Source organism: Kosakonia oryzae (genome assembly GCF_001658025.2).
In the GTDB taxonomy this organism is placed as follows: Bacteria; Pseudomonadota; Gammaproteobacteria; order Enterobacterales; family Enterobacteriaceae; genus Kosakonia; species Kosakonia oryzae.
Genome location: NZ_CP014007.2, coordinates 2,067,231 through 2,083,168 on the forward strand (window position 1 = coordinate 2,067,231; position 15,938 = coordinate 2,083,168).

Below are 15,938 nucleotides of genomic sequence, written 5' to 3' on the forward strand. Positions count from 1 at the left end.
TATTCGTGTGGGGCAAATAATGGCATACGGAATATCAACATGGGACGAATCAGGCGTCTATAACAACTATGGAATAAAGCCAGTGTCGGTGGTGGGAATTGTAAGCCTGTCGGCAGGACAGACGTCAGGGTCGTACTCGTTTACGATACCATCAGGTTACAAAGTTGGGTTTACATTATCCCTTGATCAGGGAGCTGTTGGCGTCGGAAGGCGTATAGTCGCATCAGGTAACACCATGACGATTAGCGCAGCAAGCAGTACAGGCGTAGGTAACTATGCCGCCTCAGAGTGCGAATTAATAGTTTTTCTGGAGAATGCCTGATGGCTGCTTACGGTGCATTAATTAATGTTAATGGAAACCCTTTCGTAACGCCGAACTCCACACCTTTTTGTTTATACAGAAAAGTTGTTGTTAATTCTGTTGCCAATGGGACATATCAGGGGGCATCAGCATCAATACCTGTTAACGCTTCATATCCAGCCATTGCTTTCTGTAAAACAAGTAACACAGCCCAACCAACATATGTCAGCGCAATAAGGTCCGGAAGCAACGTAATGGTAAGCTCGGGTAATCCATACGGACAAGCCCATACGCTGACTGCTTATATCTTCGCTATTTTCCCTCAAACCCTGCCAGAATGGGGCATTGCAATATGGGATGCTGCCGGAAGGTTGGTGTTAACCAATGAAAGCCGGGTATTAAGTGATCTGGTTACAATCGGCACGCCGGGCAACAACGGCGGAATAAACATAGACCAGACACTAAGTGGAAGTTATGCCGTATGTCCAGGCATTCTGGGTGCAACGCTGATACAGGTAATGGTACAGGGTCAGCCTCAGGTCATTGCAGCCACCGCTTATACAGGATGCAGATTCAATGGCTCAACCTCCAGAATAAGCGCTGCATCCAGCAGTAACGCTTCCGGTTCAGTCGTGGGTAGTACAAATAACGGGAATGCAATCATAGCGATAAAAACAGATCCCTATGACTAAAATGATCGTTTAAATCGATCGGTTTATGTTTATTAATATGTTAAATCTATTTCAGGTATTTCCAAGGTAAGCGTAATTTAATTAATAATTACCTCCGGAGATAATTAAATGAAAACTATGTTTTCTGTTTTTTTACTGGCAATGATTTTATCAGGCTGCTCATCCCCCATTCTGGAAAAACAACAGCCCGTATGTCAGGCAATTGCGATGTTAGGAGGTTTTCCTCAAACAGTGCAGATTTATGGCGTGCGTGTCATTGCAAATCAGACTGAATATAAGGCGGGTGATCCGTTTAACTGGCGATGGGTAAATAAAAATAATTTCACTTCTTCTAACTGCAAGTAAATTTAATCGAAATTAAAAGAACCGCTTCGGCGGTTTTTTATTGTCTGGAGTCCATATGTCAGCAGGAAATTTAACCCTGACCAATAATTCTGCTGCGGTCGGTGGCAGTGGAACGGCATTTGCTACAGAGCTGACCGACGGTGATTTTATTGTCGCAACAGTCGGCGGCATTACTTACACGCTGCCTGTCAAATCGGTTGAAAGCGCAACATCTCTGACGCTCATCAGCAACTATCCGGGGCCAACACAATCGGGTGTTGCGTGGTCAGCCGTTCCGCGCGCCGCACAGAACCAGATTACTGCTGCGCTGGTGGCGCAAACTACAGAGGCGCTACGTGGCTTAAACAGTGACAAACAGAACTGGCAGGCCGTATTCAGTGACAGCGGAGATATCACCGTAATCCTTCCTGATGGTTCCAGCTTTACTGGCCCGAGCTGGAAGAAAATCAGTGATCTCCTGGCTGATATTGATACGGTAGCATTGCAGCAGATTGCAGATCAGGTTGCGGAGGATGCTCAACAGGTTGCCACAGATCTGCAGGATGTCGATACAAAAGCGGTCCAGGTTTCAGGCGATGCCACTACTGCAAGCCAGGCGGCCACAAATGCGACTGCCGCAAACACAGCAGCACAGCAGGCAAAAACCGATGCCGTGGCGGCCAATACAGCAGCACAGCAGGCCAAAACCGATGCGCAGGCCGCCGCCGCCAGCGTTAACCCTGACAACCTTCTTCAAAAGGCCAATAATCTTAGTGAACTGGTTGCGACAGCTTCAACCGCGAGAGCCAATTTGTCGGTGTACAGTACAACTGAAACTGATAATAAAGTGGCGGCTGTCAGTAACAAGATCAGCTACGCATTGATATCTGCCGGCACGGTTGGGGTTAACACCAGAACTGTGTTTACAAACCCGTTCGGGGTGAACGTGCCAGTGGTCGTAGAGGCTGAAATTCAGATCGGTGGCGTCTGGTCCCGCACAGGGTGGGCCTTTAACAGTTCTACCGCTAACGCATATGGCGTTAATGCATCGTATGTAGAGGGAACTGGAATTGTGCTACAGACGGCAGTCAGTTATTTATGGGCTGGCAGTAATGTATCGGGTGGCGGTCATGGCGTCACCACCTCGGGGACTTCAGCCCCATGCAGAATTCACGTCTGGAAGGTGACAGCATGAATATTTACGTTTATACGGGTGACTATCGATCTTATGGGTTCGAGCCATCGTTATGGGGTGGCGCTACGGTATCCGTTGAAGTGCCTGACGATTTTCAGGGTGGTGCAAAACACTATAACCCTGAGACAGGGATATGGACGGATGACCCGGAAGCACCTGTTGATTACGTTGCCATTGCGAATGGAAAACTGGCTGAACTAAGAGAAGATGCCGCGGCGAAAGTCTCTGACTGGGTTGTGGAGCTTACTTTAGGCATCATTTCTGACGAGGATAAGGCTGAGCTAATTATCTGGCAGAAGTACATACAGGCGTTACGCAAAGTTGATACATCCACTGCACCTGACATCGCCTGGCCTGAAATACCTGAATAAATTTTTTTTCTTCCTAACCTTTTATCGCCAAAAGAAAACCAGTTCATTACTGGCTCCCTCCAACCGAAGCGGCCTTGATCAGTAGCACCAATAACACTACTGTATATAAAAACAGTATTAAGCAGGGCTACACTATGCAATTCATCAAACCAGCAGATTTTCCGCGCGCAGTTGTCGCGCTCCCGCTCTTCAGCGACCTTGTTCAATGTGGCTTCCCCAGCCCGGCAGCGGATTATGTTGAGCAGCGAATTGACCTTAACGAACTTCTTGTACAACGCCCCAGCGCGACATACTTCGTAAAAGCTGCTGGGGATTCTATGATTGATGGCGGAATCAGCGATGGAGATCTGCTGGTTGTAGACAGTTCGCGCACCGCGCAGCACGGCGATATTGTGATCGCGGCGGTTGATGGCGAATTCACTGTGAAGCGCCTCCAGCTCAGGCCAGCCATTCAGCTCAACCCAATGAATCCCGCATACAGCCCGATCCGGGTGACGAGTGAAGACACGCTCGACATATTCGGTGTTGTGACTTTTATCGTCAAAGCAGTGGGCTGATTATGTTTGCGCTTTGTGATGTGAACAGCTTCTATGCGTCGTGCGAGACTGTTTTCCGGCCAGATTTGCGGGGTAGGCCGGTCGTCGTTTTGTCGAATAACGACGGCTGCGTGATTGCCCGGAGCGCTGAAGCAAAGCCTTTTGTCGTGATGGGCGAGCCTTACTTTAAGCAGAAAGAAGCATTCAGGCGCCACGGCATCGTCGCGTTCAGTAGCAATTATGAGTTATACGCGGATATGTCAAACCGGGTGATGACGACGCTGGAAGAGATGTCGCCGCGCGTGGAAATATACTCGATTGATGAGGCCTTTTGTGATCTTACCGGCGTGCGGAGTTGCCGCGATTTAACTGACTTTGGTCGTGAGATACGGGCCACAGTGCTGAAGCGTACTCATCTGACTGTCGGCGTTGGCATCGCACAAACCAAAACTCTGGCGAAGCTCGCCAACCACGCGGCAAAAAAGTGGCAGCGACAGACTGGTGGCGTGCTCGATTTGTCGAACCAGGCGCGCCAGCGAAAGCTGATGGCAGTGCTTCCGGTTGAAGACGTCTGGGGGATAGGACGTCGTATCTCAAAAAAGCTCGACGCTATGGGTATCAAAACGGCACTGGATCTGGCTGACACCGATGTCCGGTTTATCCGTAAGCACTTCAGTGTCGTTCTGGAGAGAACGGTCAGAGAGCTTCGCGGCGAGTCATGCCTCGGGTTTGAGGAGTTCGCACCGGCAAAACAGGAAATTGTCTGCTCCCGTTCGTTTGGCGGTCGCATTACCGATTATGAGGATATGCGACAGGCGATATGCAGCTACGCCAGCCGGGCGGCGGAAAAGCTGCGTGGCGAGCATCAGTACTGCCGGTTCATATCTGCTTTCGTTAAAACCAGCCCGTTTGCACCAAATGAACCTTATTATGGCAACAGCGCCTCTGTAAAACTCCTCACACCCACGCAGGACAGCAGGGATATTATTGGTGCGGCCGCGCGCTGTCTGGACCGGATCTGGAAGGATGGCCATCGGTATCAGAAGGCGGGGGTAATGCTGGGCGATTTTTTCAGCCAGGGCGTCGCGCAGCTCAATTTGTTTGACGACAACGCACCGCGCGCGAACAGTGAAAAGCTGATGGAAGTTCTGGATGAGCTAAATAAAAAAGATGGCCGAGGCACTTTATACTTTGCCGGGCAGGGGATACAGCAACAGTGGCAAATGAAACGCGATATGCTGTCTCCCCGGTACACGACACGCTACTCTGATCTGCCCGTGGTCCGGTAACTGGCAAGCAATACGGTGCTAAAGCGACAGGGGTTTTACCTTCATTTTACCTTGAGCAATTCGCAGGCATAAAAAAACCAACCGCAATGGGTTGGTTTTTTTTGGGGTTTTTGGTCGGCACGAGAGGATTTGAGCCTCCGCCCCTGACACCCCATGTAAGAGCCTCATATCTTGAAAGTCGCTTTATGCCAAGTGGACATTCGAGTAGTTAATTAATTGTAGCACTTGAGTTATTATATGGTAACTAAAATGAATGCTGCTACCGAACGAAATTACTGGCGTTTTAACTGTAACATTTTATAATAAATCATGTCATCTTCATCAGCACTTTACTGCAGTCTTGTATTTTTAATATTCAACGTGGGTTCTAGTATGAATCAAGATGAATACAACATAAAATTTGGAATTAACAGTGAAGGTTCAAAAATTCACGAGGAAGCATTTAAGCAGGTATCGGATATTAGAAAGTTTGAGATTGAACTTTATTGGAAAAGAGCCGCTTACTTCTGGGCATTGATAGCCGTAGCATTTGCGGGATATTTTTCTATCCTGTCATCAGAACATATACCAAGCAAAGTCTTTTTATCATTTGTAGTTTCTTGTATTGGTTTTGTATTTACTTTTGCATGGTTCCTGTCAAGTAGAGGAAGTAAATATTGGCAAGAGAACTGGGAAAATCACCTTGACCTGTTAGAGGATGAGATAACGGGCCCATTATACAAAACTTTACTTGAGAGACCCGGTTATGAAAACATCGTAGATAAATTTATAACTGGCCCAATGAGTGTATCTGTTTCTAAAATTAATCAGTGGGTCTGTTTTTTTATATCTGTAATTTGGTTAATATTAGCGGCATTTTCAACTTACAATTCATTCAGTACTCTCGATTTGGTTTTGAAAGATTGGTTAAAAATATTTGCGTACTCAGTGAGCTTAATTTTAGCTTTGCTTTCCTGTATTATGATGTTTATTTTTGGTAAAACTCATAAAAAAAAGCACTCTCCCAAAGCAGTGCAACGGGAAACAATAATTGAATAGTTGGCGTTTATTTATTGTAGTGTGTTAACAAGTAGATAAACTAGTATGGCTAATATTTACCCAGTAAGTACACACCCACTGAAAGTGAACAATGCTACTTATCACGTAGGTGGTTATTATTGGTTTCATTATGATTAATTAATATTTATCGTATATTACATTGAGGCGAAAGACCTCTCAAAAGAGCAAACTCAATCTCCTTTACAAAATCCTATAGAGAAAACAGACATGGAACTAACACAAGCAGATTTCATACCAACTTTAAATGAATATGTGGATTTTAATATTAGAAGCTCAGACCCTGTAATAAAAACAATGGTTGATGATTTTTGCGATTTTCCCGGATCAGATGATATCCAGAGTGAAATTGAGAGAAATAAAAGTAAAAAAAGATTCTCTCTTTTGAATGGCTTTAATAAACGAATTGATGATATCATTATGCTCAATAGGTATGCATTGTATCAATACAATATAAATGCCGAGAAAATATCCCCATTACTTAAAGACTATGATGAGCAGCATAATGGAATTTTTAGTCGCATCTATAATGAGCATGACGAAGAGGAAATTAATTCTGCTCGTTCAGCTTTCCGCAATTTTAATATAGCCTGCGAAGTTTTATCAGCAAGGAAAATTGCTGATGAAGGTTTGATTATTCATTTATGGGCAACGATTGAACAATTTGTTAAACGAGCTGTGATAATCAAAGATGAAGGTATCGAAAATATGCCGTTCAAATGGAACGCCCTAAAAAAATTATCTAAGGATATAGGGGTGGATTTAGAGCAAATCCCTTCATACTCTATTATTGATGAAGTTAGAGTTGTTAACAATAAAATAAAACATCTTTATGTGGTTGATAATGAACTTGGCAAATATCCTGGCTTTGAAAAACATGTAGGGAAGAAAATGAGTATTATTGATTACAAAACTCATGACTACGCTTTGGCAACATATCATTTTATGAATAGACTAATTATGGCTATGGGGCCCTTTATAAGTTATGCTCCTGATAGATGAATTGATTAATGCTTAGAAAATATAAGCTCATAAATGGTGTGCTGAGCCCCAAATTGCGGGATCTAGGAAGCGGATATAACATCCGCTTTTAGCTCAAAGCAACATGGCAGTCATTCGGCCTGTTTGCGTCGTCCCGGTGTTATGTCCGAACGTGCCACAGTAAATGTTGGTGCTGATGGCACTTGTTGTCTTCTCACAACCATCTTGCAGAGTAATAACAACTTTGCAGGTTCAGAGTTGCGCCACTCAAAAAAAACCTCTGAAAGAAGGCAACAGGAAAAGAATTTAGGTTTTGGTTTTCATCTGAGTACATTAATGCGCTCAGTCCTGAGTTTTCCCTGGGGAGCGTCGGTCTGAAACTGAGGTTGCACAATTTTGGCGATTCCACCAGAGCATCCTGATGTTCTGAGCAGGCATAAGGTATTGGTATATTAAGTCAGGAAAAGTCTCTAAAAGATTGATTTATAACGATGAGAAATAAGCCGTTTATACCAGCAAAAATATATAACCACATGAAAAGAAAAGGGTTTAGATCGGTCTCGAAAACCGGAGTAGGGGCAACTCTACCGGGGGTTCAAATCCCCCTCTCTCCGCCACTTCACCCCATCGCTTGTTTCTTACTGATTTCATTCCGGAAATGTTTCGCTTGTACTTTATGAATGTTACACAGCATGGAGAAATCTGTCATGTGCACACGTCTCATAAACTGTAATGCATTTTATTATTTTCACCGCCGGATTTCTCTCGCTCTGATTGAGCATTTTAGTCGTTGACAATGCACACGTTTCATTGAACCCCTGATCGTTGCGGCGCAGGGCGATCCGACGGGCACCGCGATTACGCTCTGGCGCTGCTGTGCTTAACCGCGATCGTCTTTGTTATTTTATCTGTCAACAACGTTTACGATAGGTAGTGAATTCATGCATTTTGGCGCCAATAAATACTGTTTTAAATAAGATGTTAATTGTAGTAATCAGTAATAGCACTATCTACAATCACCACTAACTACTTTTTTATTATTACGTGAAGTCGCCGTGATGACGGCTAATAACATGAAAGATGGAATCTTTCATGTTAGCCAGGCGCAGCCCGGATATAATGTATTGATGTCTGTTTATTGAAGTGGTTTCTCAGGTGTTTTACGTAAGGGGAATTGCTTCGGAATTTTTTTTCGCCGCCTAAAAATACTCTAATAAAAGATTTTTGAAATGTAATGGTAAATTCTGCTGTTTGTCAAAATAACTCGCGCCTTCAGCTTATTTTATACCAGTTTCATTTATTATATTATTAACCGGAGGAAATAGTATGTGGGATTTTCTTAGACTTTTCGGGAGACGGAACATCCCGGCCGTGTGGAAGCAAGGAAAAGTCAGATGCATCATCCTTGATGATCTAAAATACACACAGCCAGATAACTACGCTTTCATTAGGAAAAAATATCCTGATTACAGAGACGTTCTATTTGGTGGTGTCTCGAGAGGGCTATGTGCCGATCTGAATGAGAATGATAAATTAATTATCGTCAGTCATTCAAGCGAATTTGGTTTACGCTATGCACTAAGAACGGATGATTTTCTTCATTATTTGAAATTATGGGATCTAAAGCGTATTGGTGTCTTGAAATTTCATTGTTGTAATATTGGCGAAAGAGATTGGTTGAATATTCTTGGCGCAAAGATGCTAAGAGATGGTATCTCTTTCTCTTATATTAGCGGGCCGTGTTCGCCTGGTAAAAAAGGTCATTATTATCATAATATACACGAAGGCCTTACATATACGCCTGGTAAGTACAAAATATTAAAAGGAAATATTCCCAGGGATTTTACAGGAACCCGATATGTAAGGAAAAATGGCATCCAGGTTTTCCCCCGCGATCCGAATAAACCTAATCTGTTTCGTCCATTCACTAACAATTAAAATACAGGGGCATAATGTGTTTGCAGCCGAACGCGCTTTGGTTGATTTTAAACGGCTGCGGACAGTTTGTGCCATTTTCAAAGATACCGGTGGCAACGTAACCCAGTGGTGCGTTGCCACAGGCCAGCCATTCTCCTTCCTTGTACTGATACCCATCCTCCTGTTGTGTAGCGCATATCAATCATGCTGATGTATGCACGGTTTCGATCGGCATGCCGGTTGATGCTCGTTAATCACTTTACAAAGAATGTGGCGACAGCAAACTTTCTATGCTTGTGCAAAAATAATTTATATCGATGATTTACTTTTTATTATTTATTTTATTAATGGAATAGCCTCGGGAAATAACAACTTCCCTCAGTATTGTAATTTAAATAATTGTTGAAAATATCATCTATTCTACATGGAAAAAACGCTGTTTTCTCTGACATTAATGTCGATGAATGAAAATTAATTTTCATGTAATCCATTGTTTTTCTTATTAAATTTATATTTAATCGTCACGGCTTGCGTAGCGTTAATAGAGAACAGAGCTGTTTTTTATTTTGTCAGGCGAAAAAAAGTCCGGCATAAAATGTCGGACAAGTCAAACAGGAGCGACAGTAAAAAATAAAGAAAGGAAGGTGGATAACAAACGAGTCAGGATAATTACACAGTTTTTATAATAAGAAAACTAATTTTTTAAGCTTAAATAAAATGAAAACACTTTGTTTTTATTCTGCATGCTCACATAACGTGAATCTTATGCACCAAAAGCGGGCATTTTTGCGGGTTATAGGAAAATATATAAATAATGCTGATATATCTTTAAAAATCATTTATAGAGGATATGATGTGAAAGTAATCACAGTGGCGCTGAAAGAAGCGATTCTTTTCACCCTTAACCGCGCGGAAAATAACATTATGGACGATAAAACGAAACGAAGTCTGGGAGGGATGTTGGCGCTGTGGGCGTTCTGGATTTTTTGTGCCTGGTTTATCTGGGGCTTGCTGAACGATATCTGGTTACCCGGTCCGCCTTCGAATGTGGCGAAGGGAACGAGAGGGGCCGCCAGCGCGGAAGGTTTTACAAGTTTCAGCAGCGTACTGGTGCTCGGCCTGGTGGGCGTAATTCTCGGCGCGATTGCCTGGTATACTCGCCCCCGCGATCCTGATGCCTGAAGATGTTATGGTAATGACTTTTCATCGACAGGATGCACAATGAATTTATCTGACTGGCAGCACCGTTTCGATAAATGGGTGACGCAACACTTTAATCATGCTGATGCAGCTCATGATGTGTCGCACTTTCGTCGGGTGTGGAAAACCGCGCAGACGCTGATGCAGGGGCAGCAGGTTGATGGGCTGGTGGTGTTGGCTGCCTGCTATTTCCATGACATTGTCAGCTTTGCAAAAAATCACCCGCAGCGGCATCAATCCTCGGTACTGGCGGCGCAAAAAACCGCTGAAATTATGGCCAACGACTTCCCTGATTTTCCCGACAGCGCGGTGCCCGCCGTGCGTCATGCCATTGAAGCGCACAGCTTTAGCGCAGGTATCGCACCGCTCACGCTGGAAGCCAAAATCGTTCAGGACGCAGACCGGCTGGAATCGCTTGGCGCGATTGGTCTGGCCCGCGTATTTGCTGTCTCCGGCGCGATGGGCGCGGCACTCTTTGACGGCAACGACCCCTTTGCCGCAGAGCGGGAACTGGACGACAAAGCCTACGCGCTCGATCATTTCCGCTGTAAGTTGTTGAAGCTGCCTGCCACTATGCAGACGGCGAAAGGGCGCGAGCTGGCGGAGCATAACGCCGATTTTCTTGTGCACTACATGGCGAAACTGAGCGCGGAACTGCAGGGCGATCATCAACGGATTGATGATGAGGTGCTGCGGCACTTTCGTACTTCAGCATTTTAAGGGAGAAACCCATGGCGGATGTTCATGACAAAGCGACGCGCAGTAAGAACATGCGGGCGATCGCTACGCGTGATACGGCCATCGAAAAGAGGCTGGCCGCCTGCCTGCAATCGCTGGATCTGGCGTTTCGCGTACAGGATGCCGCGTTGCCGGGTCGCCCTGATTTTGTGCTGGATGCGTATCGCTGCGTGATCTTCACCCACGGGTGTTACTGGCATCGCCATAACTGCTATCTGTTTAAGGTTCCGGCCACGCGTACGGATTTCTGGCTGGAAAAAATCGGCAAAAATGTGGCGCGTGATGCGCGTGACTGCGCGTTGCTGCTTGAACAGGGCTGGCGAGTGCTGGTGGTGTGGGAGTGTGCATTGCGCGGCAAGCTGAAATTAAGCGAGCAGGCGCTGAGTGAGCGGCTGGAAGAGTGGATCTGCGAGGGGCAACAAACCGCGCAGATCGACACTCAGGGGATTCATGCGATGGCGATTACTTCTCCACGCAAGGCGTAACAGCCGGGCACGGCGGGAAGAGATATTTGCCCAGCGTCACCAGTACCACCGCCAGAATAATGATCGCCAACGCCAGCCATTCAACGGAAGAGAGATGTTCGCCGCCAAAGCCCGTACCCAGTAGTACCGCCACAACCGGGTTCACATAGGCGTAGCTGGTTGCTAATGCCGGTGAGACGTTGCGGATCAGATACATATAGGCACTAATGGCGATGATGGAGCCAAACAGCGCCAGATAGCCGACGGCGAAAAAGCCGGACAGCGGCGGCACGGCGCTAAGGTGTTCGCCGCTCAGGGCTGAGGCGGACAGCAACACGATCCCGGCGGCCAGCATCTCAATCGCGCCCGCCATCATTCCACTCGGGAGTTCAATCCGCGAACCGTACACCGAACCAAATGCCCAGCTTAGCGAGCCGATAAGGATCATCACCGCGCCCCACGGATTACCGCTCAGGTTTCCGCCGCTATTCAGCAAAATGATCCCCGCCAGGCCAATAGCAATGCCAGCCCACTCAAGTTTTCGCGTCGCGATACCGAAAAAATGGCTAAAGCACAGCGTAAACAGCGGTACGGTTGCCACGACAACCGCAGCGATGCCTGACGGTACATTCTGATGTTCGGCCACGGTGACAAAGCCGTTACCGACAGCGAGCAGCAATACGCCAATCAGCGCCGCGTTGAGCATAGGGCGCAGCGGCGGCAGTTTATGGCCGCTCAGCAACAGAATGGTTATCAGCACGATGCCAGCGGATAAAAAGCGGATGCCAGCCATCATGAAAGGCGGCCAGCTTTCGACACCGACGCGGATAACAAAATAGGTAGAACCCCAGATGATATAGAGCGCAAACAACGCTCCAATAAGCGGTAAAACTTGCCTGAAACGCATAACCCACCACGACAAAAGATACGAGGCTTATAGTAAACGTCAAAACTATACGTCTTGCGAGTGGTTAATTCGGCAGAAGCTGTTAAATTTTTGTTGACACTATGGGATGATTTTCGCCATAGAGTTTTTACTGCATACTGCACTTAATTTAATGATAATTCTGAAAAGGAAGATATTTTGGCAGGAAGTAGTTTATTAACATTGCTTGACGACATTGCCACCTTGCTGGATGACATTTCCGTGATGGGCAAACTGGCGGCGAAGAAAACGGCCGGTGTGCTGGGAGACGATCTTTCACTCAACGCGCAGCAGGTAACCGGCGTTCGCGCCAACCGTGAATTGCCGGTCGTGTGGGGCGTGGCGCGCGGATCGCTGCTCAACAAGGTGATCCTGGTTCCTCTGGCTTTGCTGATCAGCGCGTTTATCCCGTGGGCCATCACACCGCTGTTGATGGTCGGCGGCGCGTTTTTGTGTTTCGAAGGTGTGGAAAAAGTGCTGCACACCCTGGCTGCGCGTAAGCATAAAGAGAACCCGGAAGCCCGGCAGCAGCGGCTGGAGGCGCTGGCCGCTCAGAATCCACAGCAGTTCGAAAAAGACAAAATCAAAGGCGCTGTCCGTACCGATTTTATTTTATCGGCAGAGATTGTCGCCATTACGCTCGGTATTGTGGCCGACGCGCCACTGCTCAACCAGGTGCTGATTTTATCGGGCATTGCGCTGCTGGTGACCATCGGCGTTTACGGCCTGGTGGGGATTATCGTCAAGCTTGATGACATGGGTTACTGGCTGGCAGAACGGCAAGGCGCGCTGTCGCAGGTGGTGGGCAAAGGGCTGCTTGTTCTGGCTCCCTGGCTGATGAAGATCTTAAGCGTGGTCGGCACGCTGGCGATGTTCCTCGTTGGCGGCGGTATTGTGGTGCATGGTATAACCCCGCTGCACCATGCGATCGAGCATTTCGCGGCTGGTCAACATGCGTTGATGCAAATGCTGATACCGTTTGTCGCTAATTTGCTTTTAGGATTCGTCATCGGCGCGGTGGTCGTGGCCGTCGTTAAAGGCGTTACGCATCTGCGCGGTGCAGCCAGGTAAAATCTCGCCGCAGCGATTATGCAAAACCCGTAAACTTCGTCTAATGTGAAAAAGTTTCGCCCTGATACAGGAGGCAGTTATGGTCTTTTTGGTCAGCGATGAAGTAATACCAAAAGAGGGTGGTCCGCGCATGATCGTTACCGGCTACTCCAGCGGTATGGTGGAGTGCCGATGGTATGACGGTTACGGGGTCAAACGGGAAGCCTTTCGTGAAGATGAACTGATGCCCGGCGACAGGCAAAGGGCGCACGAACAGGTCTAACCCAATAGAAACGCCCGGCTTTTGCTGGGCGTTTTTATTGTTCTCCATTCGACGCCAGTGCTAAAGATCGACTGCGGTAATACAGACTGAATTCCAGGGAGCTCGTGTGCGGCAGAACAGCGTCGTGAAACAACCGAAGTCGTTTATCACTCTGAAGCGTTATTTTCTCCCGGCACGGGTGGTTAACCTTTGCTTTCTGATTGTCATGGTGTGTTCCACGATTTTGACCTGGCGAGAAGTGATCGTCCTGCAAGGGCTTACGTCGCCAGCCAGCGCAGCGAGCTGGAAAATGTCAGTAACGCGCTGGACATGCAAATGCAGAGTGGCGTGGACAGGCTGCTTTTTTTTCGCAACGGCATGCAGGCCGCGCTACAAACGCCGCTCGGTTTTAAGGTGCTGAATAATGTACAGCAGGAGTTCGGGCTCCGGCGCACACAGTCGCAGTGGCAAATCGGCCTTGATAACACGCGCACGCTGCCCATTTATGGCGTATCCGATTATTTTGTTAATCAAAGCGATCTCCTCAATCGTGATGATGAGCGATTACCTGACGAGCTAACCGCGGCGATGGAGCTCGGCTATCTGTTTCGTCTCTCTGCCAATGCGTCCATGCTGCCACGCCAGGCGTATTACGTTTCTCGCGCCGGTTTCTATCTCTCGACAAACCCGGTGGAGAATGAAAGCCAGATAATTCCGACCTACTACCGTCTGCTGATGCGCCCCTGGTTTCGGGAACAGCAACAGCAGGAAAATCGGGCCCGTGGCGTCCGCTGGTATACCGATCAGGCGCGCCAGGGCAGCGTAACACGCGGGTTTGTTGCCGCCAGCGTGCCGCTGGATTATCAGCGATACTGGTATGGCGTGCTGGTGCTGAGCTTCCCCCTTAGCGATATCAATCGGTTACTGGTGAAAGCGCGTGAAGATCAGGAAGGGGGACAATATCTGCTTTATGACAGCCGCTTTAACCTGCTGACCAGCACGCTGACGGAGCAGGGGGCAGTACCCGGGTTCAGTGCGAAAGAACGCAATAAACTACTGGCGGATATGGAACGCGATACCATCGGCGGGCTCCATCTCGGTACCCGCTATGTGAGCTGGCAAAAGCTGAGACAGTTTGGTGGCGTACTGGTGCGTGTTCACACGTTGCGGGAGGGGATAAGCGGCGATTTTGGGCGTATCAGCATCGCGCTGTCGCTGCTGTGGCTGCTCTTTACCGGTATGCTGCTGTTCTCCTGGGGGATTATCCGCAGGATGGTGAATAACATGTACAGCATGCAGAACACGTTGCAGTGGCAGGCGTGGTTCGATCCGTTAACACGCCTGTATAACCGGGGCTCATTTTTTGAACGGGCAAAAACGTTATCTGAACAGGCGCGCGTGGAGAATCTGCCGTTTGCCGTTATCCAGCTCGATCTCGATCACTTTAAAAGCGTTAACGACCGTTTCGGTCATCAGGCTGGCGATCTGGTGCTCTCTCATGCCGCCGGGATAATCAGCAATACTATCGGCGGGCAGGATATTGCCGGGCGCGTCGGTGGGGAAGAGTTCTGTATTCTGCTGCCGGGCAGTACGCTGGAGCAGGCTACGCGGGTTGCCGAGCTTATTCGCGCGCGAATTCGGGGGAAAGAGATTCTGGTGCAGAAAGACACCACGCTGCGCATTACGGTGTCGCTTGGCGTCAGCAATGCTTCAGAGAACGGTGATTACGATTTCGAATCCCTGCAATCTGTTGCGGATAGCCGCCTGTACCGCGCGAAAAACAACGGACGCGATCAGGTTTGCTCTACGGATGGCGCGCCAAAGAAATGATCCATACCTTCGCGCCAGCCCGCCGCGCCTTCCTGCATTGTGTGATAAACCCGCTGTGGCGAATCCTGACGCAATTGCACGCCCTGGCGATTGAGGCCTTTCACCACGATAGCGAAATCAACGCTATCAAGCAGTGGCGCATCGTTAGGGGCATCGCCGAGGCCGAGCGTTAACATGCGTTCGCCCCGGTAGTGATGATACTGGCGCGTGAGCCAGTTGACGGCCTGATCTTTTCCACTGCGCTCATCCAGAACGTGCCAGAAGCGCGCGCCCTGCACAAAGCGCAGTCCGAGTTGCTGAAGCGTTTGATCGAAAGCAGACATCGCCTCGTCGCTATCACGCCAGATCAGCGTTTCTGACGCCTCCTGGAGACGCGCAAGGTTTGCCTGCGCCAGCGGTAAACCGGTCACGTCTGCCAGCACATGCTCATCCAGTTCGCCAAACGTAGTAAATTTCCAGCCATGTTGTTGACGCAGCCGGGCCAGAACGCTGGCAATATCAGCGTGGGGTGAACCATTGATGATACGTGGGTAATCCTCATGATCCTGCCATTGTTCATCAAGCTGAATGACAGCGCCGCTTTCAGCAATAAACGGTAGTCCCTGCAGTTGCAGCAATTTCTGAATGGCCATCATCTCTGCGGCAGTTTTGCTGCTGCATAAAATGAGCGGGATTGACTGTGTGCGAAGGCGGTCAAGCCATTCTGCCGCAGCTTGCCACTCGCCGGTATGGTTATCGAACAGCGTGCCTTCGACATCGGTAAATACCAGTAGGGGATCGTCAAGACTCGGCATTTTCGGCTCCTTA

Annotated in this window: 17 protein-coding genes and 1 pseudogene; 16 read left to right on the forward strand and 2 right to left on the reverse strand. The window is 48.0% G+C overall.

The window, feature by feature from the left end:
- Positions 1 to 19: 19 nt before the first annotated feature.
- The 13 genes from AWR26_RS25870 (at position 20) to AWR26_RS09935 (ending at position 11,085) form a co-directional block, all read left to right on the forward strand.
- Positions 20 to 322, forward strand: a complete 303-nt coding sequence (locus AWR26_RS25870; protein ID WP_071892670.1) for a hypothetical protein — start codon at positions 20 to 22, stop codon at positions 320 to 322.
- Positions 322 to 993, forward strand: a complete 672-nt coding sequence (locus AWR26_RS09880; protein ID WP_064565471.1) for a hypothetical protein — start codon at positions 322 to 324, stop codon at positions 991 to 993. The genes AWR26_RS25870 and AWR26_RS09880 overlap by 1 nt, the downstream gene beginning before the upstream one ends.
- Positions 994 to 1,101: 108 nt before the next feature.
- Positions 1,102 to 1,338: a phage exclusion lipoprotein Cor gene (gene cor / locus AWR26_RS09885; RefSeq protein WP_064565474.1), complete on the forward strand. Its 237-nt coding sequence runs from the start codon at positions 1,102 to 1,104 to the stop codon at positions 1,336 to 1,338.
- Positions 1,339 to 1,393: 55 nt separating this feature from the next.
- Positions 1,394 to 2,512 carry a hypothetical protein gene (locus AWR26_RS25705; protein WP_244256238.1) on the forward strand — a complete coding sequence of 373 codons (1,119 nt, stop codon included), beginning with the start codon at positions 1,394 to 1,396 and terminating at the stop codon, positions 2,510 to 2,512.
- Positions 2,509 to 2,883: a tail fiber assembly protein gene (locus tag AWR26_RS09895; protein ID WP_064565477.1), complete on the forward strand. Its 375-nt coding sequence runs from the start codon at positions 2,509 to 2,511 to the stop codon at positions 2,881 to 2,883. Before AWR26_RS25705 ends, AWR26_RS09895 begins: the two co-directional genes overlap by 4 nt.
- Positions 2,884 to 3,017: 134 nt before the next feature.
- Entirely contained in the window at positions 3,018 to 3,440 is a 423-nt protein-coding gene (locus AWR26_RS09900) for a translesion error-prone DNA polymerase V autoproteolytic subunit (protein WP_064565479.1), read from the forward strand.
- A gap of 2 nt (positions 3,441 to 3,442) precedes the next feature.
- Complete coding sequence (locus AWR26_RS09905; RefSeq protein WP_064565482.1) at positions 3,443 to 4,708, forward strand: Y-family DNA polymerase; 1,266 nt, start codon at positions 3,443 to 3,445, stop codon at positions 4,706 to 4,708.
- A gap of 372 nt (positions 4,709 to 5,080) precedes the next feature.
- Entirely contained in the window at positions 5,081 to 5,746 is a 666-nt protein-coding gene (locus AWR26_RS09910; protein WP_064565485.1) for a RipA family octameric membrane protein, read from the forward strand.
- A gap of 228 nt (positions 5,747 to 5,974) precedes the next feature.
- Positions 5,975 to 6,766: a hypothetical protein gene (locus tag AWR26_RS09915; RefSeq protein WP_064565487.1), complete on the forward strand. Its 792-nt coding sequence runs from the start codon at positions 5,975 to 5,977 to the stop codon at positions 6,764 to 6,766.
- Positions 6,767 to 8,071: 1,305 nt separating this feature from the next.
- A complete protein-coding gene (locus tag AWR26_RS09920; RefSeq protein ID WP_064565490.1) occupies positions 8,072 to 8,683 on the forward strand; it encodes a hypothetical protein in 612 nt (203 codons plus the stop codon).
- A 903-nt stretch (positions 8,684 to 9,586) separates the two neighbouring features.
- On the forward strand, positions 9,587 to 9,844 hold the full coding sequence (gene drpB / locus AWR26_RS09925; protein ID WP_064568990.1) for a cell division protein DrpB: 258 nt from the start codon (positions 9,587 to 9,589) through the stop codon (positions 9,842 to 9,844).
- A 39-nt stretch (positions 9,845 to 9,883) separates the two neighbouring features.
- Positions 9,884 to 10,582 (forward strand): phosphohydrolase, encoded by a 699-nt coding sequence (locus tag AWR26_RS09930; protein WP_064565493.1) that lies wholly within the window; start codon positions 9,884 to 9,886, stop codon positions 10,580 to 10,582.
- An 11-nt stretch (positions 10,583 to 10,593) separates the two neighbouring features.
- Entirely contained in the window at positions 10,594 to 11,085 is a 492-nt protein-coding gene (locus tag AWR26_RS09935) for a very short patch repair endonuclease (RefSeq protein WP_043953137.1), read from the forward strand.
- Here the strand turns inward: AWR26_RS09935 and yedA are convergent.
- Complete coding sequence (yedA, locus tag AWR26_RS09940) at positions 11,063 to 11,971, reverse strand: drug/metabolite exporter YedA (RefSeq protein ID WP_064565496.1); 909 nt, start codon at positions 11,969 to 11,971, stop codon at positions 11,063 to 11,065. The two genes, AWR26_RS09935 and yedA, sit on opposite strands and share 23 nt — an antisense overlap.
- 177 nt (positions 11,972 to 12,148) lie before the next feature.
- On the opposite strand from yedA, the gene AWR26_RS09945 reads away from it, so the two are divergent.
- The 3 genes and pseudogenes from AWR26_RS09945 (at position 12,149) to dgcQ (ending at position 15,131) form a co-directional block, all read left to right on the forward strand.
- Entirely contained in the window at positions 12,149 to 13,060 is a 912-nt protein-coding gene (locus tag AWR26_RS09945; RefSeq protein WP_064565500.1) for a DUF808 family protein, read from the forward strand.
- Between the two features lie 79 nt (positions 13,061 to 13,139).
- The gene (locus AWR26_RS09950; protein ID WP_007371481.1) at positions 13,140 to 13,322 is read left to right on the forward strand and encodes a YodC family protein; all 183 of its coding nucleotides are present in this window, start codon (positions 13,140 to 13,142) and stop codon (positions 13,320 to 13,322) included.
- 106 nt (positions 13,323 to 13,428) lie between these two features.
- A pseudogene (gene dgcQ / locus AWR26_RS09955) lies at positions 13,429 to 15,131 on the forward strand (cellulose biosynthesis regulator diguanylate cyclase DgcQ).
- On the opposite strand, the gene AWR26_RS09960 reads toward dgcQ, so the two are convergent.
- Positions 15,095 to 15,925 (reverse strand): mannosyl-3-phosphoglycerate phosphatase-related protein, encoded by an 831-nt coding sequence (locus AWR26_RS09960; protein ID WP_064565502.1) that lies wholly within the window; start codon positions 15,923 to 15,925, stop codon positions 15,095 to 15,097. The pseudogene dgcQ and the gene AWR26_RS09960 overlap by 37 nt on opposite strands.
- Positions 15,926 to 15,938 lie beyond the last annotated feature (13 nt).